This window comes from Geodermatophilus sp. TF02-6 (assembly GCF_003319115.1).
Lineage (GTDB): Bacteria > Actinomycetota > Actinomycetes > Mycobacteriales > Geodermatophilaceae > Geodermatophilus.
In genome coordinates, this window is sequence record NZ_QOHF01000014.1 from 101,466 (window position 1) to 127,213 (window position 25,748).

A 25,748-nucleotide genomic window follows, 5' to 3' on the forward strand; every position below is an offset into this window, starting at 1 on the left:
CCTGGACGGACCTGCGCTCGACACCGGGCGCTCGGCCGGGTCGCTCGGATCTACACTCGCAGTCTGTAACGAGGCAGCCACGAAGAGGTATGGCAACAACTGATCAGGAAGAGCTGGCGCTCTGTGTTCCGCACCGTCCGTCACACCCGTCCCGTCACCGCCGTGGCCGTCCTCGGACTGACCCTCGCGACGTCCGGGTCCGCCCTGGCCGGCTGCGGCCGCGAATCCGCAACGACCGGCCGAGCCGAGCCCCGTCCGCCTGGCCGCCGTCGGCGACTCGATCACCCAGGCGGACGGCGACGTGCCGGCCGGGGTCCTGGGTCCGGCGTCGTGGCTGTCGACGGCGGCGACCGATGGCGTGGTCTTCACCGGCGGCTGGGCCCGGGCGGGGGCCACGACGGCGGACATGCTGGCCGCGGTGCAGCCGGTGGACGCCGACGTGCTGGTGGTCCTCGCCGGAACCAACGACCCCGTGCACGGGCTGCCCGGCGAGCAGACCGCGGCCGACGTCCGCGGGATCGTCGAGCGGGTCGGGGTCGACGAGGTGGTCCTCTGCGCAGTCCCGCCCCTCGACGCGGACCCGGCGGTGGCCGTCGCGACCAACGCGGTGCTCGAGGAGCTCGCCGGCGACGAGGGCTGGGTCTACGCCGACGCCATGGCCGGGATCCGCCGGGACGACCGGTTCGCGCCGGGGATGAGCGCCGACGGGGTGCACCCGACCGGGGAGGCGGCCGCTGTCATCGGCCGGTCACTACGGGAGGCCGTGCTCGAGGTGGCCGACGGCTGACCGCGTGCTCGCTGCGCCGACGCCGTAGGCTCGGGGCACATGGGAGCGAGGGCATCGGGACTGGGTCGCGCGGAGGCGACGGTGCTGGGGGTGACCCGGCGCGCGCTGGGCGGGACGCCGGCGGTGCCGTGCGCCCGGGTGCTCTCGCTGTTCGGCGAGCACGCCGCCGGGTGGCTGCTGCTCGGCGCGGGGGGCTGGCTGGTCGGGCGGCGCCGCCGGGAGTGGGCGACCGCGGCGGCGGGCGTCCTGCTCGCCCACGGCAGCGCCGTGGGGGTCAAGCGGGTGGTGCGCCGCGTGCGCCCGGTGCTCGACGCCGTCCCGGCGCTGGTCGCCACGCCGAGCCGGCTGTCGTTCCCCAGCGCGCACGCCGCGTCCACCGCGGCCGCGGCCTACGGGTACGGTCCGCTCCTCGGCCGGCGGCTCCTGACGACGGCGCTCGGCGCGATGGCCGTGTCGCGCGTGCTGCTGGGTGTGCACTGGCCGACCGACGTGCTGGCCGGCGCGCTGCTGGGCCGCGGGGTGGCCGCCGGCGTCCGCTGGACCGCGGCCCGGAGGGACGCACGATGACGACCTCGCACACCTCTCCGCTGCACGGGGACCCGGAGCACGAGGCCCGGCCCGTGGCGGCGGCGCCGCCGGTCGACACCGGCGTGGCGCTGCGCCCGACCGGGTTCCGCGGGTCCCTCCCCTGGGGGCTGGTCCGCGCCGTGCGCCCCCGGCAGTGGGTGAAGAACGTGCTGGTGCTGGCCGCGCCGCTGGCGGCCGGGCGGATCTTCGATCCCGACGTCCTGCGCGCCACGCTCGTGGCCCTGGTCCTGTTCTGCCTGGTCTCGGGCGGCATCTACCTCGTCAACGACGTCATCGACGCCGAGGAGGACCGGCGCCACCCCCGCAAGCGCTTCCGGCCGATCGCGGCCGGCATCGTCCCCCGGTCGCTGGCCCTGGCCCTGGCCGCGGTGCTGTTCGCAGGCGCGGTGACCACCGCGGCCCTGCTCACCCGCCCCGAGCTGGCCTGGGTGCTGGGGGTCTACGTCGTGCTGCAGCTGTCCTACTGCCTGTGGCTCAAGCAGCAGCCTGTCATCGACCTGGCGATCGTGGCCTCGGGCTTCCTGCTGCGCACCGTCGCCGGCGGCGTGGCCGCCGGCATCGCCATCTCGCAGTGGTTCCTGCTGGTCGCCGCGTTCGGGTCGCTGTTCATGGTGGCCGGCAAGCGCTACTCCGAACTGGTGGTGATCGGCGACGCGGCGGCCACCCGCAAGACGCTGCGCGAGTACTCGGCCAGCTACCTGCGCTTCGTGTGGAGCATGTCGGCCGGCGTGACGGTCACCGTCTACAGCCTGTGGGCCTTCGAGATGGGGGAGTCCCGGGACGGCGTCCCCTGGTCGACGATCTCCATCGCCCCGTTCGTGCTCGGTCTGCTGCGCCATGCGGTGGACCTCGACCGCGGCGCCGCCGGTGCGCCCGAGGAGGTCGTCCTGAAGGACAAGGTGCTGCTCACGTTCGGCTGCCTGTGGCTGCTGACCATGGGGCTGGGGGTCTTCCTTGGCTGACGTGCTGTCCGGACGGCGGGAGTGGCTGACCGGCTGGGGCCGCACAGCGCCGACGCCGGCGACCGTGACGACGGTCGGCTCGGTCGAGGACGTCTGTGCGGTGCTGCGCTCGGGCGCCCCGCGCGGCGTGCTGGCCCGGGGCCTGGCCCGCAGCTACGGCGACGCGGCCCAGAACGCCGGTGGCGCGGTCCTCGACACGACCGCGCTGGACCGCGTCCTCGACGTCGACCTGGCCACCGGGAGCGTCGAGGTGGAGGCCGGCGTCTCGCTGGACCGGCTGATGACCCTGTTCGTCCCGCTCGGCCTGTTCGTCCCGGTGACCGCCGGCACCCGGTACGTCACCGTCGGCGGGGCGATCGCGGCCGACATCCACGGCAAGAACCACCACCAGGCGGGCAGCTTCTCCCGGCACGTGCAGTGGCTGGACCTGCTCACCGCGGACGGCCAGGTGCGCCGGATCGGCCCCGACCGGGACCCCGAGCTGTTCTGGGCCACCGCCGGCGGCATGGGCCTGACCGGGGTGGTCCTGCGCGCCCGGGTGCAGATGAAGCCGATCGAGACCTCGCGGTTGCTGGTCGACACCGACCGGACCCCGGACCTCGACGCGCTCATGGACCTGTTGACCACCACCGACCACCTCTACGACTACTCGGTGGCCTGGATCGACTGCGTCGCCCGCGGCGCGCGCATGGGCCGTTCCGTGCTGACCCGCGGCCGGTTCGCCCGCCGCGACGAGCTGCCCGCCGAGCACCGCGACGATCCCCTGCGCTACTCGGGGTCGGTGCGGCTGTCGGCGCCCGACGTCTTCCCGCCCAAGCTGCTCAACCTGGCGACGGTCGCGGCGTTCAACGAGCTCTGGTACCGCAAGGCGCCCAAGCGCAAGCGCGGCCAGGTGCAGTCGATCCCGACGTTCTTCCACCCGCTGGACGGCGTGGGCGGGTGGAACCACGTCTACGGCCCGCGCGGCTTCGTCCAGTACCAGTTCGTCGTCCCCTTCGGGCAGGAGGACGCCATGCGGACGGCGATGCAGCGGATCAGCTCCTCGGGGACGGCGTCCTTCCTCGCGGTCCTCAAGCGCTTCGGCGACGGCGACCCCGGTCTGCTGTCGTTCCCGCAGCCGGGGTGGACGCTGGCCCTGGACATCCCCGTGGTCGAGGGTCTGGCCGGCCTGCTCGACGAGCTCGACGAGCTGGTCGTCGCGGCCGGCGGGCGGATCTACCTGGCCAAGGACTCCCGTGTCCGACCGGACCTGTTCGAGCGGATGTACCCGCAGCTGGACCGGTTCCGCGCGGTGCGGGCGCGCATCGACCCCGACGGGGTCTTCACCTCCGACCTCGCGAGGAGGCTCTCCCTGTGATCGACGCCCTCGGCTCCGTCGGCACCCTGTTGCTGGTCGGTGGCACGTCGGACATCGCGGTCGCGACCGCCCGCCGCTACCTGCGGGAGCGACCGCTGCGCGTCGTCCTCGCCGCGCGGGACACGCCGCGGCGGGCGGCGGTCGCCGACGAGCTGCGGACCGCCGGGGCGACGGTCGAGGTGGTCGACTTCGACGCCGACGACCCGGGCTCGCCGCGGCGGATGGTCGAGCAGGCCACCGCCGGCGGTGACGTCGACGTGGCGGTCGTGGCCTTCGGTCAGCTCGGCGACCAGGAGCGGCTGCGCGGCGACGCGGACGCGGTCGCCGGCCTGGCCCGGGTGAACTACGTCGCCCCGGTGGTCGTCGGCACGCTGCTGGCCCAGCGCATGCGGCAGCAGGGGCACGGGGTGATCGTCGCGCTGTCCTCGGTGGCGGGGGAGCGGGCTCGGGCGTCGAACTTCGTCTACGGCTCGACGAAGGCCGGGATGGACGCCTTCTACTCCGGCCTGGCCGACTCGCTGGCCGGCACCGGTGTCTGCGTGCTGGTCGTCCGGCCGGGGTTCGTCCGGTCGAAGATGACCGAGGGGCTGCCCGACGCGCCGCTGTCGACCACGCCCGAGGCGGTCGCCGAGGCGATCGTCGAGGGTGTGCGCAAGGGCCGGCACACGGTGTGGGTGCCCGGCGCGATGCGCGGGGTGATGAGCGCCCTGCGGCACGTGCCGCGTCCGGTGTTCCGGCGCCTGCCCATCTGAGAAAGGGCCTCCCTGCAGGTAGAAGGGCCTCGCCCGGAGGCTCAGCCCGAGCTCGCGAGGGTTGAGAGGGGCGAGGTTCTTCTACCTGCAAGGGGGCCGTCAGGGCTCGGGGCGGGACCCGGGACGGGCCGTGGGGGGCAGGGGGTCCGTCAGTTGATGCAGGTGGTGTCGGCGGCGGTGCGGGCGTCCTCGCCCTCCGCCGGTGCCGACGACGCCGCCGCCGGAGCCGGGGGGGTGACGGCCTGGCCGACGCCGTTGAAGTCCGACCCCAGCACCAGCTGCACGGTGCCCGACGTCGCGTCGTCGCTGGCCTCGACGACCGCGCCGGGGACGGCGGCGGCGAGCGTGGCGGCCAGGGCCTCGTCGCCGGCGGCGTGCCGGACGACGGTCTGCCCGTAGTCGGAGGAGTCGGCGTTGCCGGTGTCGCCGACGGCGAAGCCGGCCGTCTCCAGGGCGTCGGCGGCCTCGGCGGCCAGTCCGGGCTGCCCGGAACCGTTGTAGACGTCCACCGTGACCGCCGGCGGGTCGACCGTCGCGGGGGCCTCGGAGGTCGCGGGGGTCGCCTCCCCGGCCGGGGCCTCGGGCTCGGCGGAGAGCTGGGCGAAGAACTCGTGCAGGGTGTCCTCGTCCTGCAGCCGGAGGATGTAGCGCCCCTGGTCGTCCTGGTCGTCGCCGAGGTAGGGGATGGTCTGGAAGTCGATGCTGCCGGCGGTCACCGACTGCATCTGCTCGGCCAGCGAGAACAGGTCCAGGCTCTGGTCGACGGTGAGCGCGGAGGACGCCGCCTGCACCAGCTCGCGCTGCTTGCCCAGGTCGAGCAGGACGTCCTCGGAGAGCATCTTGCGCAGCACCCCGGCGATGAACACCTGCTGGCGGACGATCCGGTCGAAGTCGCCGCGCGGCAGCCCGTGGCGCTGGCGGACGAACTTCAGCGCGTCCGCGCCGCTGACCGTCTGCACCCCGGCCGGGAAGACCGCCCCGGACCAGCGCGAGTCGTCCACGGCCTGGCACAGGTTGACCTCGACGCCGCCGACGACGGAGCTGAGCTCGAAGAAGCCGAGCAGGTCGACCTCGGCGTAGTGGTCGATCTGCAGGCCGGTGAGCCGGCTGATGGTCTGCACGAGCAGCTGCGCGCCCGCCGCCTGCCGCTGCTGGCCGGAGGCGTTCTCGGGGGCGTCGGCGTACCCGTAGGCGTAGGCGGCGTTGAGCTTGTCCCAGCCGTGGCCGGGGATCTGCACGTAGGAGTCGCGCGGGAAGGAGACGAACGAGGCGCGCGCACCGTCGGCCGGGACGTGGGCCAGGATCATCGTGTCGGTGTTGATCCCGGAGTCCTCGCCGGCGTTGAGCTCGGCGAGCTGCTCCTCGGTCAGGTCGGCGCGGCTGTCGTTGCCGACCAGCAGCAGGTTCATCGCGTCGCCGCCGCCCTCGTTGCCTGAGTCCGGGATGGCGTCGGTGCGGTTGACCGTGGCCTCGGCGACCTGACCGAGGTACCAGCCCCACCCGGCCCCGGCGAGCAGCAGGGTCGCCAGCACGCCGGCCACCGCCCGCGCCACGACGGCTCTGCGACCGGTCCGCCGCCCGGGCTGCTCGGCCCCGCGGGCGCCGTCCTCGGCGCGCTCACCGACCCGATCCGCGGTCGGGCGGGCACGGGTGGGACGCCCGGCCCGCGGATCGAGCCGCGCGGGCAGCGAGCGACCGGTCGGGCCCGGCTCGGAGCGGTCTCGGCTCACGGGTGTCCTCACTGCGGGATGCGGTCCGCCGGACCGGGTCGGCCGGTGGGTCGGCCGGAGCGGCCGGACGGCGCCGACGCGAGAGGGGCCGGCGCCCGCCAGGGTAGCCACGCGCGGCCAGCACGGGAGGCGTCCGACACGGGAGGGGCCGCCCCACCGGGAACCGCCGTCCCCCCGTCGTCCACGCTCCTCACCGGCCGCAGACGTCACACCGCGGGAGGATGCCCGGGACCCACCGTGACGGGATGATCCGGGTCATGCGCGTCTTCGTCACCGGGGGAGCGGGCTTCATCGGCTCGCACTACGTCAGGACCATGCTCACCGGCGGCTATCCGGGCTTCGAGGACGCCGAGGTGACCGTCTTCGACAAGCTGACCTACGCCGGCAACCTCGCCAACCTGGCCCCGGTCGCCGACAGCCCGCGTCACCGCTTCGTCCGCGGCGACATCTGCTGCGCCGCCGACCTGGACGCCGCCCTGCCGGGCCACGACGTGGTCGTCGACTTCGCCGCCGAGTCGCACGTCGACCGGTCGATCACCGGGGCCTCGGAGTTCGTGCTCACCAACGTGCTCGGCACCCAGCAGGTCCTCGCCGCCGCGCTGCGGCACGGCGTCCGCCGGGTCGTGCACGTCTCCACCGACGAGGTCTACGGCTCGATCGAGCAGGGCTCGTGGACCGAGGAGCACCTCCTCGAGCCCAACTCGCCGTACTCGGCGGCCAAGGCCGGTGGTGACCTGATCGCCCGCGCCTACGCCCGGACCTACGGCCTGGACGTCTCGATCACCCGGTGCAGCAACAACTACGGGCCCTACCACTTCCCGGAGAAGGTCATCCCGCTGTTCGTCACCAACCTGCTCGACGGGCAGCGGGTGCCGCTCTACGGCGAGGGCGCCAACGTCCGCGACTGGCTGTTCGTCGACGACCACTGCCGCGGCATCCAGCTGGTGCTGGAGAAGGGCCTGCCCGGCGAGTTCTACAACATCGGTGGCGGGCGGGAGCTGTCCAACCGGGAGCTCACCGAGAAGCTGCTGGCGGCCACCGGCCGCGACTGGAGCTACGTGGAGGAGATCGTCGACCCGCGCGGCGGCGGTCACGACCTGCGCTACTCGGTGGACTGGTCGAAGACCGCCGCCCTCGGCTACGCCCCGCGGATGCCCTTCGAGGAGGGGCTGGCCCTGACCGTGCAGTGGTACCGGGACAACCGGGCCTGGTGGGAGCCGCTCAAGGCCGCCCGGGTCGAGGCCGCCGTCCGGGCATGACCGACACCCTGCGCACGGCCTGGCTGGTCACCGGCGCGCGCGGCCAGCTCGGCGCAGAGCTGCTCGCCGTGCTCGGCCGCCGCCCGGGCGACACGGTCACCGGGGTGGGCCGGGCCGAGCTGGACCTGACCGACGAGAGCCGGGTCCGCGCGGTGGTCCGGGACTGGCTGGCCGCGGCCACCGGCCGGGGCGAGCGCCCCGTCGTCGTCAACGCCGCCGCCTACACCGCCGTGGACGCCGCCGAGACCGACGAGGAGACCGCGTTCGTGGTCAACGGCCGCGCTCCCGGCTGGCTCGCCGAGGAGCTGACCGGGCGGGGCCGGTTGGTGCACGTCTCCACCGACTACGTCTTCGACGGCACGGCGTCCGAGCCCTACCCCGTGGACGCGCCCACCGCCCCCCGGTCGGCCTACGGGCGCACCAAGGCCGCCGGGGAGTGGGCGGTCGCGGCGGCCGGCGGCGACGTCACCGTCGTCCGCACCTCCTGGGTCCACGGCGCCCACGGCGCCAACTTCGTCCGCACGATGGCCGCCCGCGCCGCCGGCGGCTCGCCGGTCTCCGTGGTCGACGACCAGGTCGGCTCGCCCACCTGGTCGGCCGACCTGGCCGCGGGCCTGGTCGCCCTGGGCGCCCGGCCCGAGCCGGTCCCGCCGGTGCTGCACCGCACCGACGCCGGCGCGGTGAGCTGGTACGGCCTGGCCCGCGCCGTGTACGAGGAGCTGGGTGCAGACCCGGACCTGGTCGGTCCGACCACGACCGCGGCCTTCCCCCGCCCGGCGCCCCGCCCGGCCTACTCGGTCCTGGACGGCGCCGCGTGGCTGGCCGCCGGCCTGCCCGCACCCCGGCCCTGGCGGACGGCGCTGCACCTGGCCCTCCACGACCCGGCTTTCCACGACCCGGCTCTCCACGACCCGGCCCTCCACGACCCGGCCCTCCACGACCCGGCCCTGCACGGCCGGTTCCGGGGCTGACCAGCGCCCTTCCCCGCAGGTGACCGGTGGGCCCCGAGGGCCACGGCACCGCGGACGGAGGGAATCCACCGCGGGACGGGCCGCTCGGCTCAAGACCGGCCTCCCCGGTGCCGATGTCCCCCGGTGGACAGACGTGCCCTCACCGGTGAGGGCACAGCAGCCACGGCCCCACCGGAGGACCACTTCGTGCGCCGATCGATCGCGGGATCCGCCGCCTTCGTCGTCCTGACCGGGACCTTCCTCGTGCTCCCGGTCTACGCCGCGCCGGCGCCCGAGCCGGTGCCGGTCGAGACCACCGCCGAGGAGGTGTCCCTCGGCTCGGTCGAGCAGCCCGCGCCCGAGGCCGAGGTGCAGGAGGGGACGACCGAGCCGGTGGCCGGCGTCCCCGACACCGCCCCCGCGCTCACCGTCTCCCGCACCGGCACCGACGAGTTCTCCCTGGTGGGCGTCACCTGGGCCGCCGACCCGGCCGTGGCCGACGTCCGCGTCCAGGTGCGGGTCCAGGACGCCGGCGGCGCGTGGGGGGAGTGGACCGAGGTCGGCCCCGAGGACGCCGACCAGAACCCGGACGCCGACTCCCGCGCCGAGCTGCGCGGGGGCACCGCACCGCTGTGGACCGGGCCGAGCACCGGCGTGGAGGCGGAGGTGGTGACCCGCTCGGGCGCCGCGCCGACCGACGTCCAGCTCGATCTCATCGACCCGGGGGAGAGCGCGGCCGACGACGCGCTGGGGACCCCTGACATCCAGGACACCGCGGACGCCGCGCTGGCCATGCCCGACGTGTACTCGCGGGCCCAGTGGGGCGCCGACCCGGCGCTCATGACCTGGGGTGCGGAGTACGCCCCGACGATCAAGGCGGCCACGCTGCACCACACGGCCGGCGCGAACGACTACACGGCCGACCAGGTGCCGGCGATCCTGCGCGGCATCTACACCTACCACGCGCAGACGCGGGGCTGGGGCGACATCGGCTACAACGTGCTCGTCGACAAGTTCGGCCGACTCTGGGAGGGCCGCGCCGGCGGTCTGGCCAGCACCGTCATCGGCGCGCACGCCGGCGGCTTCAACACCGGCACCTTCGGCGTCTCGATGCTCGGGACCTACGACGCGCTCACCCCGCCGCCGGCCACGGTGGACTCCGTCGCGGCGATCATCGCCTGGAAGTTCTCCCTCTTCGGCGTCGACCCCAACGGCACCACCGTGCTGACCTCCGGCGGCGGTGGCACGGCCAAGTACGCTGCCGGGACCCGCGTCACCCTGCCCACGATCTTCGGGCACCGCGACGTCGGGAACACGACCTGCCCCGGCAACGCCGGTTACGCACGGCTGGGCGAGATCCGCGGCAAGGTCGCCGCCGCGCTCACCTCGGCCGTGCCGCTGGTGCAGAAGCGCTACGACTCCGACGCCGCCGTGCGGTCGCAGCTCGGCGCGGTCACCACGGCGCCGACCCGCACCCCCGACGGCACCGGCGCGTACGCGCACTACGCCGGCGGTTCGATCTACGCCACGGCCGCGACCGGAGCCCACGTCGTCCGCGGGGCCATCCGGGACAAGTGGGCGTCGTTGGGGTGGGAGCGCGGCGGGTTGGGTTACCCGACCTCGGACACCGGGTGCGGGCTGGCCGGGGGCGGCTGCTTCCAGCACTTCACCGGCGGGTCGATCTACTGGTCGCCGGCCACCGGGGCGCACACCGTGGGTGGGGCGATCCGGGACCGGTGGGCCGGGCTGAACTGGGAGTACTCGGCGCTGGGCTATCCGACGTCGGACTGGACCACCACGCCCGACGGCGCCGCCCAGTACGTGCACTTCCAGACCGGGTCGATCTACTGGTCGGCGGCCACCGGCGCCCGGGTGCTCTCCGGTGCGGTGTACGACAAGTGGGCGTCGACCGGGTGGGAGACCAGCCCGTTGGGCCTGCCGACCTCCGATGTGACCGCGACTCCGGACGGGCGGGGCCGCTACGCGCACTTCCAGCGCGGGTCGGTGTACTGGTCGGCCGCGACCGGGGGGCACACCGTGGGCGGGGCGATCCGGGAGCGGTGGGCGGCGACCGGCTGGGAGGGCGGCGCGCTGGGTTATCCGACCTCGGACTGGACCACCACGCCGAACGGTCAGGCCCAGTACGTGCACTTCCAGGGCGGGTCGGTGTACTGGTCGCCGGCCAGCGGGGCGCGGTGGCTGACCGGCCGGGTGTACGAGGCGTGGGCGGCCGGTGGCTGGGAGAGCGGCCCGCTGGGCCTGCCGACCACCGACACCGCGACCACGCCCGATGGCCGGGCGCAGTACGCCCACTTCCAGCAGGGCTCGGTGTACTCCGCGCCCGACCTCGGCACGCACGTGCTGCCCGCGGACGTGGTGGCCGTCTGGTCGCGCACCGGCTGGGAGCGCGGGCCGCTGGGCTACCCGACCTCGGCGGCAGCCGCTGCCACCGGTGCCGCCACCACGGGGACGGCCACGCCCGCCGGCATGCGGGTGCAGACCTTCCAGGGCGGCGTCGTGTACACGTCGCCGAGCACCGGCGCGCACGCCGTCTCGGGGACCTTCCGCACCGCGCTGACCACCGCCGGCGGCCCGGTCGTGCTCGGCTACCCCACCACCGACGTGCTCACCACCCCCGACGGCACGGGGCAGTACCAGCACTTCACCGGCGGGTCGGTCTACTCGTCGGCCGCGACCGGGACGCACGTCCTGCGCGGCGCGGTGCTCGAGCTGTGGGCGCGCACCGGCTGGGAGACCGGTGTGCTGCGCTACCCGACCACCGACGTCACCACCACCCCGGACGGCCAGGGCCGCTACGCCCACTTCCAGGGCGGCTCGGTCTACTGGACCAGGGCCACCGGGGCCCACCTGCTGCGCGGCGCCGTCTACGACGTCTGGGCGCGCACCGGCTGGGAGACCGGCGTGCTCGGCTACCCGACCACCGACGTCACCGCGACCCCGGACAGCAGGGGCGCGTACGCCTACTTCCAGGGCGGCGCCGTCTACTCCAGCACCCTCGGCGGGAGCCGGGTGCTGCGCGGCGCCGTGCTCGACGCCTGGGCGCGCACCGGCTGGGAGCAGGGAACCCTCGGCTGGCCCACCTCCGACACCGTCGCGGTGTCCGGTGGCGGCACCCGGACCGACTTCGAGCACGGCTCGATCACCGTCTCCGCCTCGGGCGTCGCCACCGTCACGCCCCGGTGAGCGCCCGTCCCGTCCCGCTGACCGCCACGCCCGTCCTCCGGGGCCGGCCCGGAGGTGTGCTGCCATGACCCGCCCTGTCCGGTGCCGCCGGCTGCTGCCCGCCGCAGCCGCCCTGCTGGTGCTCGCCGCCTGCTCCGCCGACCGCGGGACGTCCCCGGCCCCCGCGTCGGCCCCTCCGCCGGCCGGCGAGGACGCCACCGGCGCCGCGACCGGCACCGGTGGCGCCCCCGTCCCGTCGACCGCGGCCGCCCCGGACACCGGTGCCGACGACGCCGACGAGGCCGACGAGGCCGACGACGCCGACGGGGACGCCGAGGCCGGGGCCGCCGACGCCGGGGAGGACACCGAGGCCGAGCCGGTCGCCACCGACCCGCCGCGCCCGGCGGCCACCGACGTCGTCCTCACCCTGGCCGGGTGGGACCCGGCGTCCGGGGCGGTCCTCGCCTCCGGCTACGTCAGCCCGGTGGTGGAGGACGGCGGCACCTGCACCCTCGAGCTGCGCCGGGACGACGAGGCCGTCACGGCCACCGGTGAGGGCCTCGCCGACGCGACCACGACCGTCTGCGGCGACCTGCGGGTGCCCGGCTCCGACCTCGCCGCGGGGGAGTGGTCGGCGGTGCTCCGCTACGAGTCGGACACCGGGGTCGGGGAGTCGGCGGCACTGACCGTCGAGGTCCCGGCATGAGCGGCCTGCGCCGGCTGACGACCGGCCTGCTGCTGGCCGTGTGCGCGGCCGCGGCCCTGACCGGAGTCGTGTCCGGGCCCGCGGCGACCACCGACCTCGCCGAGGCCGCCGACACCGGCCAGTTCCGCGCCGGCAACATCATCAGCGACCAGCTCTTCTTCGACGGCGCCGCGATGTCGGCCGGCGACGTGCAGGCGTTCCTCGACAGCAGGAACCCCGCCTGCGTCGCGGGCAGTGACGGGACACCCTGCCTGAAGAACTACCGGCAGGACACCTGGACCCGGGCGGCCGACGGCAGCTGCGCAGGCACCTACCGGGGCGCCGCCCAGGAGACCGCGGCGACGATCATCGCGAAGGTCGGCCAGGCCTGCGGCATCAGCCAGCGGGTGCTGCTGGTCCTCCTGCAGAAGGAGCAGAGCCTGGTGACGGCGTCCGGGTCCGGGCTCACCGCCACCCGGTACCGCAGCGCGACCGGCTACGGGTGCCCGGACACCGCGGCCTGCGACAGCCAGTACTACGGGTTCTTCAACCAGGTCTACAGCGCCGCGTCGCGGTACCGCTACTACGCGAGCAACCCGACGCGGTTCAACCACCGGGCCGGCGTGGTCAACCAGGTGCGCTACCACCCGGACGCCGCCTGCGGCAGCTCGGCCGTGCTCATCGAGAACCAGGCCACCGCCGGGCTCTACAACTACACGCCCTACCAGCCCAACGCCGCCGCTCTGGCGGCCGGCAAGGGCACCGGCGACAGCTGCTCGGCCTACGGCAACCGGAACTTCTGGATCTACTTCACCGACTGGTTCGGCTCGACCCAGGTCCCGGGCGCCAGCCAGGTGGCCACCCGGTACGCCGCGACCGGCGGGGTGAGCGGCCCGTTGGGCGGCGCCACCGCGAACGTGGTCTGCGGGCTGCGCGACGGCGGGTGCTTCCAGTCCTACGCGAAGGGGGCCGTCTACTGGTCCCCGGCGACCGGGGCCCGCGTCGTGTCCGCCGGGCCGGTCTACGACAAGTGGGCGTCGTTGGGGTGGGAGCGCGGCGGGTTGGGTTACCCGACCTCGGACACCGGGTGCGGGCTGGCCGGGGGCGGCTGCTTCCAGCACTTCACCGGCGGGTCGATCTACTGGTCGCCGGCCACCGGGGCGCACACCGTGGGTGGGGCGATCCGGGACCGGTGGGCCGGGCTGAACTGGGAGTACTCGGCGCTGGGCTATCCGACGTCGGACTGGACCACCACGCCCGACGGCGCCGCCCAGTACGTGCACTTCCAGACCGGGTCGATCTACTGGTCGGCGGCCACCGGCGCCCGGGTGCTCTCCGGTGCGGTGTACGACAAGTGGGCGTCGACCGGGTGGGAGACCAGCCCGTTGGGCCTGCCGACCTCCGATGTGACCGCGACTCCGGACGGGCGGGGCCGCTACGCGCACTTCCAGCGCGGGTCGGTGTACTGGTCGGCCGCGACCGGGGGGCACACCGTGGGCGGGGCGATCCGGGAGCGGTGGGCGGCGACCGGCTGGGAGGGCGGCGCGCTGGGTTATCCGACCTCGGACTGGACCACCACGCCGAACGGTCAGGCCCAGTACGTGCACTTCCAGGGCGGGTCGGTGTACTGGTCGCCGGCCAGCGGGGCGCGGTGGCTGACCGGCCGGGTGTACGAGGCGTGGGCGGCCGGTGGCTGGGAGAGCGGCCCGCTGGGCCTGCCGACCACCGACACCGCGACCACGCCCGATGGCCGGGCGCAGTACGCTCACTTCCAACACGGCTCGATCTACGTGACCTCCTCCGGCGCCCACCTGCTCCGGGCGGCCGTGGTCACCGCCTGGGCACGCACCGGCTGGGAGCGCGGGCCGCTGGGCTACCCGACGGCCGCGACCGGGAGCGGCGAGCAGCTGCCCGCCGGGGCGGCGGTCCAGACCTTCGAGGGCGGCGCGGTCTACGTCTCGCCGTCCACCGGGGGCCACGCGGTGACCGCGGACCTGCTGGCCGCCTACCGGGCGGCCGGCGGCTCGACCGGCACGCTCGGCCTGCCGACGTCGGACCCCGGGACGACGCCCGACGGTGTGGCCAGGTACCAGCACTTCGGGGGCGGGTCGATCTACGCGACCGCCGCCACCGGGACGCGGGTCCTGACCGCGGTGGTCCGCGACGCCTGGGCGGCCAGCGGCTGGGAACGGGGCCCGCTCGGCTACCCGACCACCGACACGGCGGCGACCCCCGACGGGCTGGGCCGGTACACACACTTCCAGCGTGGGTCGGTCTACTGGACCCGGGCCACCGGGGCGCACCTGCTGACCGGGGCCGTCCTCGACGCCTGGGCGCGGACCGGCTGGGAGGCCGGCGTCCTGCGCTACCCGACCACCGACGTCACCACCACCCCCGACGGGCAGGGCCGCTACGCGCACTTCCAGGACGGCGCGATCTACTCCAGCCCGGCCGGTGGCACCCGCGTGCTGCGCGGTGCGGTGCTCGCCGCCTGGGGCGCCACCGGCTGGGAGCAGGGCCGGCTGGGCTACCCGACCGGTGACCTCGAGACGGTGACCGGCGGCACCAGCCAGCGCTTCCAGGGCGGCCGGATCGACGTGTCGAGCGCGACGGGTGTGGCGGCGGTGCACTACACCTGACACACCTGTCGCGGGAGGCTCGCCGTTGCGGCTCTCACGACCTGTGGTGCGTGCCCGCAGGTAGCGTTGACCGCATGACTGCGACAGCCGCACCCGGCGTCCGCAGCTGGCACAGGGCGGTGGACGACCTCCGCAGTGGCTGGCTCCAGCGGGAGCTGTGGGGGCACCTCGGCTGGCAGGACATCCGCCAGCGCTACCGCCGCTCGGTGCTCGGGCCGGTGTGGATCTCGATCAGCATGGCGGTCACCGCGGTGGCGCTGGGCGTCCTGTACGCCGGGTTGTTCGGCAACGAGCTGTCGGTGCAGCTGCCCTACATCCTCGTCGGCTTCATCGTCTGGGCCTTCATCAGCGGCTGCATCGCCGAGGGCTCCGAGGTCTTCATCGCCAACGAGGGGCTGATCAAGCACCTGCCCGCGCCGCTGAGCGTGCACGTCTACCGGCTGGTGTGGCGGCAGACCCTCTTCTTCCTGCACAACCTCGTCGTCTACGCGGTCATGCTCGTCGTCTTCCCGCAGCCGCTGAAGTGGATCGACCTGGCCGCCGTCCCGGCGTTCGTGCTGCTGGCGCTCAACGGCGCCTGGGTCGCCCTGCTGCTCGGGATCGTCACGACCCGGTTCCGCGACCTGACGCCGATCACGCAGAGCGTCGTGCAGCTGATGTTCTTCCTCACCCCGATCGTCTGGATCTACGACGACCTGCTCAACAGCCCCAACCCCCAGATCGCCGAACGTGCCCGACTGGCGGAGTTCAACCCCTTCCTGCACTTCATCGAGATCATCCGGCAACCCATGCTCGGCGGGGACCAGCAGGTCCGGCACTGGATCGTCGTCCTCGCCATCACCGTCGTCGGCTGGGCGCTGACGCTCGTCGCGCTCAAGCGCTTCCGGGCGCGGGTCTCGTACTGGGTGTGACCGTGTCGGAGGACAGACCCCTGGTCAGCATCACCACCAAGGACGCCTGCGTCGACTTCCCCATCTTCGACGCCAAGAGCCGGTCGCTGAAGAAGACCGTCATGGGTCTGGTCGGCGGCAACATCGCCAGCGAGCAGAGGGTGCCCGTCATCGAGGCGCTGCGCGACGTCTCCATCAACCTCGAGCACGGCGCCCGCGTCGGGTTGGTGGGCCACAACGGCGCGGGCAAGTCCACCCTGCTGCGGCTGTTCTCCGGCATCTACGAACCCACCCGCGGGTTCGCCGAGGTGCGCGGGCGGGTGGCTCCGGTCTTCGACCTCGGCGTGGGCATGGACCCGGAGGTCACGGGCCTGGAGAACATCATCGTCCGCGGCCTGTTCCTCGGGATGACCCGCAAGCAGATGGAAGAGCGGGTCGACGACATCGCCGAGTTCACCGAGCTCGGCGACTTCCTCCGGATGCCGCTGCGCACCTACTCGACCGGTATGCGGGTGCGTCTGGCCCTCGGCGTGGTCACCAGCATCGACCCGGAGATCCTGCTGCTCGACGAGGGCATCGGCGCGGTGGACGCCGCCTTCCTGGACAAGTCGAAGAAGCGGCTGGCCGAGCTGGTGGAGCGCTCCGGGCTGCTGGTCTTCGCCTCCCACTCCGACGAGTTCCTCCGGGAGCTGTGCGACACCGCCATCTGGATGGAGCACGGCCGCATCCGCCAGCAGGGCGAGCTGGAGGACGTGCTGCGGGCCTACAAGGGTCAGTCCGAGTGACCGCTGTCCCTCCCGCGGACGCGGAGCGGGTCGTCGCCGTCGTCGTCACCCGGCACCGGCCGCGGCTGCTGGCCGACAGCCTGACCGCCCTGGGCGCGCAGACCCGGCCGGTCGACCACCTCGTCGTCGTCGACAACGGCGCCGACCAGGAGACCGAGGCGGTCGTGCGGGCGTGCGGCCTGCCGGTCACCTACCTGCCCAGCCGGCGCAACCTGGGCGGGGCCGGCGGCTTCGCCCTCGGCATGCTGTACGCGCTGGCCCTCGGAGCGGACTGGGTGTGGTGCGCCGACGACGACGGCCGCCCGGCCGACGAGCACGTCCTGGCCGTCCTGCTCGACAGCGCCCGCCGCCACGGGCTGGCCGAGGTGTCCCCGCTGGTCACCGATCTGGCCGCCCCCGACCGGCTGGCCTTCCCGCTGCGCCGCGGCCTGCGCTGGCGCCGCCGGCGCAGCGACTTCACCGGCCTGGACCTGCTGCCGCGCTACGCGTCGCTGTTCAACGGGGCGCTGTTCCGGGCCGCGGCGCTCGACGCCGTGGGGGTGCCCGACTACCGGCTGTTCTTCCGCGGCGACGAGACCGAGATCCACCGTCGGATGCTGCGTGCCGGGTTGCCCTTCGGCACCTGCACCGCCGCGGCCTACCTGCACCCCGAGGGGACGACGGAGTTCGAGCCCATCCTCGGCGGCCGGCTCTCGGCGCAGTACCCGGCCGACGACGTCAAGCGGTTCTTCACCTATCGCAACCGCGGCTACCTCATGGCCCAGCCCGGCATGCGCTGGCTCTGGCCGCTGGAGCTGGTCCGGTTCAGCTGGTTCTTCCTGGTCTCCCGGCGCGACCGCGGGGGCTGGCGCGAGTGGCTGCGGCTGACCCGGGCGGGCCGCCGGGAGCGCTTCGCCCGCGGCTGAACAAGGACCCCTCTGCCCCCCACCGCTCGGGGGAGGACGGGGTCCTTCTTCAGACCCGCTCGGAGCCCCAGGACTCGAACGCCTTGCTCCAGCTGTCCACCGAGGTGAGCTCGGCCGCCGCCTGCCGGTAGTGCCGCTGCAGCTGCGGCCACTCGGTGTAGAGCCGGCGCAGCAGCTGCGCGGACTGGCCGAACAGCCGGCGGAACGCCTGCGGGTCGCGCTGGCGGAAGGTCACGCCGCGCCCGTCGGCGGTGCCGACCGTGGCGCTGTCCAGCCGCGAGAGGAGGAACCACTGCGCGTCGTGGAAGGCCAGGTTGAGCTGCGGGACCTCCCGGGACCTGGGGTCGACCGGCGCGGAGTTGTGCGCGATCGCCTTGAGCAGCGTCGTGCCGATCTGCTTGGGGGTCACCGGGATGCGGCGGAACTTGATCGCCTCGGCGGTCGGCATGGACGGCAGCGGCAGGTCCGCCGACGACGGCAGCACCCGGCCGTCGGGGTGGGTGGCCCGCTTCTCCCGGGCACGGCCGACGGAGGCCGGCATGTCCTCGAAGAGCCGGTCCGGGCCGGCCAGGACGTCGCGGTAGGCCATCTGGTGCAGCTCGACGGTCGAGTACTGCAGGTTGATGAGGAAGCGCAGGTCGACCTTGAGCATCTCGCGGAAGAGCTTGCCGCCGTGCTTGTAGGGGGAGTGCAGGGCGGCGGCGATGAGCCGGTTGCGGATGTGGAAGTAGGCCTGCCAGTCGCTGGCGTCGTCCTTGTCCCCCCAGGACAGGTGCCAGATCGCCGTTCCGGGCAGCGACACCGTGGGGAACCCGGCGGCGAAGGCGCGCAGGCCGTACTCGGCGTCGTCCCACTTGATGAAGACCGGCAGCGGCATGCCGATCCGCTCGAACACCGGGCGCGGGATGAGGCACATCCACCAGCCGTTGTAGTCGACGTCGATGCGCCGGTGCAGGTGCCGCGTCTGGCGCAGCGAGCGGTGCCCGAAGTCGTGGAAGTACTCGGTGTGCGGGGCGTTGCGCCAGAAGAAGTTCGACCGGTCGACGATCTCGCCCATGGTGTGCAGCACGGAGCGGTCCTGCAGGGCCAGCATCTGCCCGCCGACGAGCGTGGGCTGACGGGCGTAGGCGGCGAAGGCGCGGGCGCGCAGCAGGCTGTCGGGCTCGAGCTGGATGTCGTCGTCGAGCAGGACGTGGTGGGTGGCCTCGCTGTCGGTGAACGCCTCGTGCATCGTGCGGGCGAAGCCGCCGCTGCCGCCCAGGTTGGGCTGCTCGATGATCCGCAGCCGCTCGCCCAGCGCCTCGGCCACCTCCGGGTAGAGCGCGGTGTCCCGCACGTGGTTGTTCCCCTGGTCGGCGACGACCGCCAGGTGCAGCGCGTCGCGCACGGCGCGGTCGCCGACCAGTGCGCCCAGCGCCGCGACCGCGTCGACCGGGCGGTTGTACGTGCAGATGCCGACGGACAGCCTCGGCTCCTCGGCCGGCGCGTGCGGCGCGTACCAGCCCGCGTCGCGCAGGGTGGTCGGCTCCTCGGTGGTGACGTCGAACCAGTACCAGCCGCCGTCGATGAACGGGCCGAGGTCCAGCTCGAACTCCAGCGTGCGCTCGTCGTCGCCCTCGTGGGTCGCGCCGGTGATGTGCATCGACTCGCCGTCGGCCTTGGACCGGTAGACGTCCACCCGGCAGGTGCCGGCGACGGTCAGCTTCAGGACGACCGTGTCGAGCACGCTCCACCGCCGCCAGTAGCTGGCGGGGAACGCGTTGAAGTACGTGGCCAGCGAGAGCTCCGAGCCGGCGGGGATCTCCGCGCTGAACCGGTCGCGGGCGCGCACCCGGTCGGAGTTGACCTCGTCCAGGTAGAGGCTCCGGACCTTGAGCTGGTCGGCCGGCCGGGGCATGAGGACGCGCTGCAGCAGGGCGACGGCCTTGCCCGGGACGAGCTCCTCCGGGGTGGGCTCGCTGACCACCTCGAGGGAGACGGGGGCGTCGGGCGCGGTGGGGTCGATCGTCATCGGTGGGCTCAGTCCTCGGTGTCAGTCGTCAAGGCGGCCGTCGAGCGCCCCGCCCTCGGCGAAGAAGGGACGGATGCGGTTGTCGAACATGGTCAGGGCCGAGCCGATGGCCATGTGCATGTCCAGGTACTTGTAGGTGCCCAGCCGGCCGCCGAACAGGACCCGCTTCTCGGCGGCCTCCTTCTCGGCCAGCTCGCGGTAGCGCTCCAGCTTGGCGCGGTCCTCGGGCGTGTTGATCGGGTAGTACGGCTCGTCGCCGGTCTGCGCGGACCGCGAGTACTCGCGGACGACGACCGTCTTGTCCGTGGGGTAGTCGCGCTCCGGGTGGAAGTGCCGGAACTCGTGGATCCGGGTGTAGGGCACGTCCTCGTCGGCGTAGTTCACCACCGAGGTGCCCTGGAAGTCGCCGGTCGGCAGGACCTCGGTCTCGAAGTCCAGCGTCCGCCAGCCCAGCTCGCCGGCCTGGTGGTCGAAGTACCGGTCGATCGGGCCGGTGAAGACCGTCGGGACGTCCTCGGGCAGCTCGTCGCGGACGGCGAAGTAGTCGGTGGACAGCCGCACCTCGATGTTCGGGTGGTCGGCCATCCGGGTGAGCCACGCGGTGTAGCCGTCGACCGGCAGGCCCTCGTGGGTGTCGTTGAAGTACCGGTTGTCGAACGTGTAGCGCACCGGCAGGCGGGCGATGACCGCGGCGGGCAGCTCGGTCGGGTCGGTCTGCCACTGCTTCTTGGTGTAGCCGCGGATGAAGGCCTCGTAGAGCGGGCGGCCGATCAGCGAGATCGCCTTCTCCTCGAGGTTGGCGGCCTCGGCGGTGTCGATCTCGCCGGCTTGCTCGGCGACCAGGGCGCGCGCCTCGTCGGGGGTGAAGCTCTTGCCGAAGTACTGGCAGATCGTGGCCAGGTTGATCGGCAGGGAGTAGGTCTTGCCGTCGTAGACGGAGAAGACCCGGTGCTGGTAGTCGGTGAAGTCGGTGAACTGGTTGACGTAGCGCCAGACCCGCTCGTTGGACGTGTGGAACAGGTGTGCGCCGTAGACGTGCACCTCGATCCCGGTCTGCGGCTCGGGCTCGGAGTAGGCGTTGCCACCGATGTGGCTGCGGCGTTCGAGCACCAGGACGCGCTTGTCCAGCTGGCTCGCGGCGCGTTCGGCGACGGTCAGGCCGAAGAATCCGGAGCCGACGACGACGAGGTCAGGTCTCGCTGAGGTCACGGTGCCCGACGGTACCCGGACGGCCGACGCCGGCCACGTCAGCGGCGGCGCCCGCCGTGTCCGCCGGGGGAGTCGGGGCGGGTGTGACCAACGGGTCCACCCGGCCCGCCGATCAGGGCCGGGTCAACGAGAAGGACCCCTCGCCGAGCCAGACCGAGTGGACCGGCCACTCTCCGCCGGAGGCCCCTGGCGTGTACACCAGGGCGACGTCCGGTACGGCCGCCGGGGGCCGGTCGAGGTTGGCGAAGTTCAGGCGCAGCAGCCACCGCATCAGCGTGCCCGCCTCGGCCTCGCGCCGGTCGATCTCGGGCACCAGGGTGCCCCGGTCGGAGAACGCGTCGACGATGTCGCAGCGGCAGGCGTACGCGATGGTCCCGATCTCCCCGGGGCTGCGCACGACCTCGTCGCCGAGTCGGGTCTGCAGGTCCTCGCCGATGCGGAGGTAGTCCACCGCGGTGGCCCAGTTCGTGGTCACCGGCGGCATCTCCCACGGCAGCCCGCGCTGCACGACGAAGGCCACGTCCGTGGCCAGCAGCAGGCCGGCCAGACCCAGCGGGACGACGACCCGCGGACGCCACCGGCTGCGGACCCCCGCGCCGGCCGCACCGGCACCCCGGTCGACCGCGACGGCACCGGTCGCCAGCGCGGCGACGATCGTCAGGGCGCCCACCGACGGCGCGTAGTACCAGTGGAACGGCGGCGGCGCCAGCACCGAGTAGGCGACGGCGTGCGCCACGCCTCCCACACCCACCGTGGCGACCGGCCCGAGCCCCGCGAACCGCGGCACCCGCCACGCGCGGCCGGCGAACCAGGCGACCAGCGCGGCCAGCCCGACCAGCGCCGGGACGGCCGACAGCAGGGTCGCCACCGGGAACCGCTCGAGGTAGAGCCGCCAGCCGCTGGCGAAGTGCCACGGACCCCACGCGAAGGTCGCCGACGTCTTGAGCACCAGGGTGTCCGGGATCAGGGCCCCCAGCGCGAGCCAGCTGAAGACGTACCACGGCAGCGCGACGACCACGGCGGTGGCGACCACCGGGACCGTCCGCCGGCGCAACTCCCGGCTGCCCAGCCACAGCGCCAGCGGGAAGACGAGCAGGTCCATCCGGGTCAGCACGAGCGCCGCGGTGAGGACCCCGAAGGACACCGGACGGCCCTCGACCGTCGCGACGACGGCCCAGACCAGGAGGGTGAGGGCCAGGGTCATCTCCATGCCGACGATCGAGAGCATCAGCGGCGAGAGCAGGAGGAGCGCGGCCGCCCCGACGGCGGCCGCCCGGGGCAGCCGCAGCAGCCCGGCCAGGCGGCACAGCCCCCAGGTCTGGGTCGCGCTCAGCAGCACGAAGGTCACCCCCAGCCCCCACACCGGGTCGCGGACGACGAACGCGGCCGCCCCCAGGACCAGGACGTTGAGCGGAGACGTCGCGCTGTTGGCCGTCCGGAAGGGGGTCAGCCCCCAGTGCAGGTGCTCGGCGAGGTTGCGCGCGTAGGAGAGGGTGATGTACGTGTCGTCGATCAGGCTCCTGCGCACGACGAGGAAGCACGCGGCGGCGACGACCGCGGCCCCGCAGGCGATGAGCAGGTCCGGCCGGCCGTCGTGGCGGTGGCCGCTGGCGGAGGCCGGCGCGGGCGCCGCGCCGACGTCAGACGTCTGCACTGTGTCAGCTCCTCGTGGTCGGCGCCGACCCGGCGCGCGAGTGGTCGGGCACCGGCGAGCCGCAGGTCGGGGACGCGACGACGGTAGGCCACCGCCGGTGCATCAGAGCAGCCGCTCGAGGTAGAGCGTCGCCGGTCCCGTGGCCGGGGACGACGTGGGCCAGGACGGGACGCCCCGGCGCGGTCTGGGCGCCGGCTCCCGGCTCCCGGAGGGGTGCTCGTCGACCGCCCCCACGCTGCTCGCCATGCGGCAGCCCCCGTTCCCGTCTCCCCCATGCGCACCGGCCGGCGCGACCGAGCCGTCCCTCGTCCGCCCGGATGGTACGGACCCGGGCCGTCGCGGCGTCGTCGTCGCGAGCCGACCGGCCGTCCTCCGCCACCGTCCGGGGTCACGCCGGTACAGCCTCTAGGGTCGGCAGCCGTGAGCGCATCGCCGAAGGCACCGCCGTTGCGAGTGGTGGCGGTCACCTACTCGCCGGGCGAGGCGCTCGAGGGGTTCGTCGACTCGCTGGCGCAGGCGACCACGCGCCCGGTCGAGGTGGTGCTGGCCGACAACGGGTCCACCGACGGCGTCCCCGAGCGGGTCGCCGCGCAGCACCGGCACGTGCGACTGCTGCGCACCGGCGGCAACATCGGGTACGGCGCGGCGGTCAACGCCGGGATGGCGGGGCTGACCGGGGGACACGCGGTGGTCGCCAACCCCGACGTCCGGTTCGACCCCGGGTCGATCGACGAGCTGCTGGCCGTGGCCGCCCGCTGGCCGCGCGCGGCGACCGTCGGCCCGGCCATCCGCACCCCCGACGGCGAGCTCTACCCGTCGGCCCGCGACCTGCCGCGGCTGTCCACCGGCGCCGGGCACGCTCTCGTGGGCTGGGCCTGGCCGTCGAACCCGTGGACGGCGCGCTACCGGCGCGAGCGCGAGGCCCCGCGGGAGCGCCCGGCCGGCTGGCTGTCGGGCTCCTGCCTGCTCGTCGACGCGGCCGCGTTCTGGTCGGTCGGCGGGTTCGACCCCGGCTACTTCATGTACTTCGAGGACGTCGACCTGGCCGAGCGGCTGTCCCGGCACGGCTGGCTGCACGTCTACGCCCCCTCGGCGGTGGTGACCCACGAGGGCGGGCACGCCACCCGCCGGGAGCCGCACCGCATGGCGCGGGTGCACCACACCAGCGCGCTGCGCTACCTCTCCGGGCGCTACCCGCGGCGGCGGCACGCGCCCCTGCGGGCCGCGCTCCGCGCCGGGCTGGGCGGGCGGATGCTCGTGTCCTACGTGAGCGGGCGGGTCGCCGCCGGCGCCCGGTTCCAGCGCCGGGCCGAGGGCGTGGGCGCGGTGGACGCCGGCCGGCGGGGGAGGGGCTGAGGTGCGGCATGCGGTGGTCATGGCCGGGGGCTCGGGGACGCGGCTGTGGCCGCTGTCCCGGGTGGGCCGGCCCAAGCAGCTGCTGGACGTCGTCGCCGACGCCGACGGCGGCGCGCACAGCCTGCTCGCCGAGGCGTTCGCCCGGCTGGAGGCGGTGCTGCCGGCCGACCGCATCTGGGTCTGCACCGCCGCCCGCTACGGCGAGCAGGTGCGCGCCGCGCTACCCCGGCTGCACCCCGACCGGCTGGTCCTCGAGCCGGTCGCCCGCGACACCGCCAACGCCGTCGGCCTGACCGCGGCGCTGGTCGCCGACGTCGACCCCGACGCGGAGCTGGCCGTGGTCAGCGCCGACCACGTCATCCGGCCGGTCGAGCGCTTCGCCGCGGCGCTGACCACCGCCTACGACGCCCTGGCCGCGCGCCCCCGCGCGCTGGTCACCCTCGGCATCCGGCCCACCGCGCCGGCCACCGGCTTCGGGTACGTGCAGCGCGGCGCCCCCACCGAGGTGCCTGGCGTCGCCGAGGCCGCGTCGTTCCGCGAGAAGCCCGACCGCGCGACCGCCGAGGCCTACCTCGCCTCGGGGGAGTACCTGTGGAACTCCGGCATGTTCGTGTGGCGGGCGCGGACCGTCCTCGACGCCCTGGCCGACCACCTGCCCGCGAGCGCGGAGGGGCTGGCCCGCGTCGTCGCCGTCCCGTCCGGGCCCGAGCGGGACGCCGTCCTCGCCGAGGTCTTCCCGACCCTGCCCAAGACCAGCATCGACTACGCCGTCCTCGAACCGGCCGCGACCGAGCCGGGCCGGGTGCTGGTCGCCGAGCTCGACGTCGAGTGGCTCGACGTCGGCTCCTGGCCGGCGCTGGCCGCCACGCTGCAGACGGTGGGGGACAACGCGGTGCACGGGCTGGTGGCGACCCTCGACAGCGCCGGCAACGTCGTCTTCAGCGACGACCCCGGGCACCTGGTGGCCCTGGTGGGGGTCCGCGACAGCGTCGTGGTGCACACCGCCGACGTGACCATGGTGTGCCCGGCGGGTGACGCCGAACGGGTCAAGGCGCTCCTGGCCGCGGTCGAGCAGCGGCACGGGTCCCGGTTCAGCTGAGAAAGGACCCCCTTCCTGCCCACCCTTCGCAGGCTCAGGGCGGGGCCCTGCAAGGGGGCCGTTCCAGCATGTCGCCAGGCTCGCGGCGGGCCCCTGCAGGGAGGCCGACGCTCCGGGATAGCTTGCCGGGCATGAAGGACTTCGACGTCGCCGCTGTCGTCTCCGGCGGGGCCTCCGGGCTCGGCGAGGCCACCACCCGGGCGCTGGTCGCCCGCGGGGCGGCCGTGACCATCCTCGACCTGCAGGAGGACAAGGGGGCCGAGCTCGCCGCCGAGCTGGGCGGGCACACCACCTTCGTCCGCACCGACGTCACCGACCCCGCGTCGGTGCAGGCGGCGGTCGACGAGGCCACGGCGAAGGACCGACCGCTGCGGATCGCGGTCAACTGCGCCGGCATCGGCTGGGCCCAGCGCACCGTCGGCAAGGACAACGCGCCGCACGACTTCGACCCGTTCGTCCGCACGGTCATGGTCAACCTGGTCGGCACCTTCAACGTGCTGCGGCTGGCCGCCGCGGCGATGGCGGCCACCGAGCCGGGCGAGGACGGCGAGCGCGGCGTGGTGGTCAACACCGCCTCGATCGCCGCCTACGACGGGCAGATCGGCCAGGTCGCCTACTCGGCGTCCAAGGGCGGCATCGTCGGGATGACCCTGCCGGCGGCGCGCGACCTGGCCAACGTCGGCGTCCGGGTGTGCACGATCGCGCCCGGCCTGGTGGACACCCCGCTGCTGGGCAGCCTGCCGGAGGAGGCCCGGCAGAGCCTGGCGGGGGGCATCCCCTTCCCGAAGCGCCTGGGCCGCCCGGAGGACTTCGCCGAGCTGGCGCTGGACATCGTCGAGCACGGCTACCTCAACGGCGAGGTCGTCCGGATGGACGGCGCGCTGCGCATGGCGCCGCGCTGAGCGCCGATCCCTCTTCCCCGGGGAGCACCAGCTGACCAGCACCAC

The 25,748-nt window shown here is 74.2% G+C and carries 20 protein-coding genes; 16 read left to right on the forward strand and 4 right to left on the reverse strand.

Going from position 1 to position 25,748, the window contains the following annotated elements; genetic code table 11:
- Nucleotides 1–259 precede the first annotated feature (259 nt).
- From DQ238_RS14115 to DQ238_RS14135, 5 genes are all read left to right on the forward strand, one after another.
- Entirely contained in the window at nt 260–787 is a 528-nt protein-coding gene (locus DQ238_RS14115; RefSeq protein ID WP_113781902.1) for an SGNH/GDSL hydrolase family protein, read from the forward strand.
- A 90-nt stretch (nt 788–877) separates the two neighbouring features.
- A complete protein-coding gene (locus tag DQ238_RS14120; protein ID WP_233495958.1) occupies nt 878–1,354 on the forward strand; it encodes a phosphatase PAP2 family protein in 477 nt (158 codons plus the stop codon).
- Nucleotides 1,351–2,337: a decaprenyl-phosphate phosphoribosyltransferase gene (locus DQ238_RS14125; protein WP_113781904.1), complete on the forward strand. Its 987-nt coding sequence runs from the start codon at nt 1,351–1,353 to the stop codon at nt 2,335–2,337. The genes DQ238_RS14120 and DQ238_RS14125 overlap by 4 nt, the downstream gene beginning before the upstream one ends.
- A gap of 1 nt (nt 2,338) precedes the next feature.
- Nucleotides 2,339–3,694, forward strand: a complete 1,356-nt coding sequence (locus tag DQ238_RS14130; RefSeq protein WP_233495959.1) for an FAD-binding protein — start codon at nt 2,339–2,341, stop codon at nt 3,692–3,694.
- The gene (locus DQ238_RS14135; RefSeq protein ID WP_113781906.1) at nt 3,691–4,446 is read left to right on the forward strand and encodes a decaprenylphospho-beta-D-erythro-pentofuranosid-2-ulose 2-reductase; all 756 of its coding nucleotides are present in this window, start codon (nt 3,691–3,693) and stop codon (nt 4,444–4,446) included. Before DQ238_RS14130 ends, DQ238_RS14135 begins: the two co-directional genes overlap by 4 nt.
- Nucleotides 4,447–4,595: 149 nt before the next feature.
- Here DQ238_RS14135 and DQ238_RS14140 read toward each other — a convergent pair whose 3' ends face one another.
- Nucleotides 4,596–6,176 carry an LCP family protein gene (locus DQ238_RS14140; RefSeq protein WP_233495960.1) on the reverse strand — a complete coding sequence of 527 codons (1,581 nt, stop codon included), beginning with the start codon at nt 6,174–6,176 and terminating at the stop codon, nt 4,596–4,598.
- Between the two features lie 245 nt (nt 6,177–6,421).
- On the opposite strand from DQ238_RS14140, the gene rfbB reads away from it, so the two are divergent.
- From rfbB to DQ238_RS14180, 8 genes are all read left to right on the forward strand, one after another.
- On the forward strand, nt 6,422–7,435 hold the full coding sequence (gene rfbB, locus DQ238_RS14145) for a dTDP-glucose 4,6-dehydratase (protein ID WP_233495961.1): 1,014 nt from the start codon (nt 6,422–6,424) through the stop codon (nt 7,433–7,435).
- On the forward strand, nt 7,432–8,406 hold the full coding sequence (rfbD, locus tag DQ238_RS14150) for a dTDP-4-dehydrorhamnose reductase (protein WP_113781907.1): 975 nt from the start codon (nt 7,432–7,434) through the stop codon (nt 8,404–8,406). Before rfbB ends, rfbD begins: the two co-directional genes overlap by 4 nt.
- 186 nt (nt 8,407–8,592) lie before the next feature.
- Complete coding sequence (locus DQ238_RS14155) at nt 8,593–11,589, forward strand: N-acetylmuramoyl-L-alanine amidase (RefSeq protein ID WP_113781908.1); 2,997 nt, start codon at nt 8,593–8,595, stop codon at nt 11,587–11,589.
- 64 nt (nt 11,590–11,653) lie between these two features.
- Nucleotides 11,654–12,274 carry a hypothetical protein gene (locus tag DQ238_RS22840; protein ID WP_158550788.1) on the forward strand — a complete coding sequence of 207 codons (621 nt, stop codon included), beginning with the start codon at nt 11,654–11,656 and terminating at the stop codon, nt 12,272–12,274.
- Complete coding sequence (locus tag DQ238_RS14165) at nt 12,271–14,892, forward strand: hypothetical protein (RefSeq protein WP_113781909.1); 2,622 nt, start codon at nt 12,271–12,273, stop codon at nt 14,890–14,892. The genes DQ238_RS22840 and DQ238_RS14165 overlap by 4 nt, the downstream gene beginning before the upstream one ends.
- A gap of 74 nt (nt 14,893–14,966) precedes the next feature.
- Nucleotides 14,967–15,803, forward strand: coding sequence for an ABC transporter permease (locus DQ238_RS14170; RefSeq protein WP_113781910.1), 837 nt, complete (start codon nt 14,967–14,969; stop codon nt 15,801–15,803).
- A gap of 20 nt (nt 15,804–15,823) precedes the next feature.
- Nucleotides 15,824–16,567: an ABC transporter ATP-binding protein gene (locus tag DQ238_RS14175; RefSeq protein ID WP_113781941.1), complete on the forward strand. Its 744-nt coding sequence runs from the start codon at nt 15,824–15,826 to the stop codon at nt 16,565–16,567.
- A complete protein-coding gene (locus DQ238_RS14180) occupies nt 16,564–17,472 on the forward strand; it encodes a glycosyltransferase (protein ID WP_113781911.1) in 909 nt (302 codons plus the stop codon). Before DQ238_RS14175 ends, DQ238_RS14180 begins: the two co-directional genes overlap by 4 nt.
- A 49-nt stretch (nt 17,473–17,521) precedes the next feature.
- Here DQ238_RS14180 and DQ238_RS14185 read toward each other — a convergent pair whose 3' ends face one another.
- The 3 genes from DQ238_RS14185 to DQ238_RS14195 all read right to left on the reverse strand — a co-directional run bounded on the left by DQ238_RS14185 (nt 17,522) and on the right by DQ238_RS14195 (nt 22,346).
- Nucleotides 17,522–19,483: a glycosyltransferase gene (locus DQ238_RS14185; RefSeq protein ID WP_113781912.1), complete on the reverse strand. Its 1,962-nt coding sequence runs from the start codon at nt 19,481–19,483 to the stop codon at nt 17,522–17,524.
- A gap of 21 nt (nt 19,484–19,504) precedes the next feature.
- Nucleotides 19,505–20,692 (reverse strand): UDP-galactopyranose mutase, encoded by a 1,188-nt coding sequence (gene glf / locus DQ238_RS14190; RefSeq protein WP_113781913.1) that lies wholly within the window; start codon nt 20,690–20,692, stop codon nt 19,505–19,507.
- A 112-nt stretch (nt 20,693–20,804) separates the two neighbouring features.
- Nucleotides 20,805–22,346 (reverse strand): hypothetical protein, encoded by a 1,542-nt coding sequence (locus DQ238_RS14195; RefSeq protein ID WP_113781914.1) that lies wholly within the window; start codon nt 22,344–22,346, stop codon nt 20,805–20,807.
- A gap of 420 nt (nt 22,347–22,766) precedes the next feature.
- Here DQ238_RS14195 and DQ238_RS14200 point away from each other — a divergent pair, with 420 nt between their 5' ends.
- The 3 genes from DQ238_RS14200 to DQ238_RS14210 all read left to right on the forward strand — a co-directional run bounded on the left by DQ238_RS14200 (nt 22,767) and on the right by DQ238_RS14210 (nt 25,703).
- On the forward strand, nt 22,767–23,702 hold the full coding sequence (locus DQ238_RS14200; protein ID WP_113781915.1) for a glycosyltransferase family 2 protein: 936 nt from the start codon (nt 22,767–22,769) through the stop codon (nt 23,700–23,702).
- 1 nt (nt 23,703) lies between these two features.
- A complete protein-coding gene (locus tag DQ238_RS14205) occupies nt 23,704–24,801 on the forward strand; it encodes a mannose-1-phosphate guanylyltransferase (protein WP_113781916.1) in 1,098 nt (365 codons plus the stop codon).
- 131 nt (nt 24,802–24,932) lie between these two features.
- A complete protein-coding gene (locus DQ238_RS14210) occupies nt 24,933–25,703 on the forward strand; it encodes an SDR family NAD(P)-dependent oxidoreductase (RefSeq protein WP_113781917.1) in 771 nt (256 codons plus the stop codon).
- Nucleotides 25,704–25,748 lie beyond the last annotated feature (45 nt).

Bases quoted from the DNA above. Each gene is read 5' to 3' on its own strand.
- DQ238_RS14125 (WP_113781904.1), top strand. From the start codon at position 1,351: ATGACGACCTCGCACACCTCTCCGCTGCACGGGGACCCGGAGCACGAG.
- rfbB (WP_233495961.1), top strand. From the start codon at position 6,422: ATGATCCGGGTCATGCGCGTCTTCGTCACCGGGGGAGCGGGCTTCATC.
- rfbD (WP_113781907.1), top strand. From the start codon at position 7,432: ATGACCGACACCCTGCGCACGGCCTGGCTGGTCACCGGCGCGCGCGGC.
- DQ238_RS22840 (WP_158550788.1), top strand. From the start codon at position 11,654: ATGACCCGCCCTGTCCGGTGCCGCCGGCTGCTGCCCGCCGCAGCCGCC.
- DQ238_RS14165 (WP_113781909.1), top strand. From the start codon at position 12,271: ATGAGCGGCCTGCGCCGGCTGACGACCGGCCTGCTGCTGGCCGTGTGC.
- DQ238_RS14170 (WP_113781910.1), top strand. From the start codon at position 14,967: ATGACTGCGACAGCCGCACCCGGCGTCCGCAGCTGGCACAGGGCGGTG.
- DQ238_RS14185 (WP_113781912.1), bottom strand. From the start codon at position 19,483: ATGACGATCGACCCCACCGCGCCCGACGCCCCCGTCTCCCTCGAGGTG.
- DQ238_RS14210 (WP_113781917.1), top strand. From the start codon at position 24,933: ATGAAGGACTTCGACGTCGCCGCTGTCGTCTCCGGCGGGGCCTCCGGG.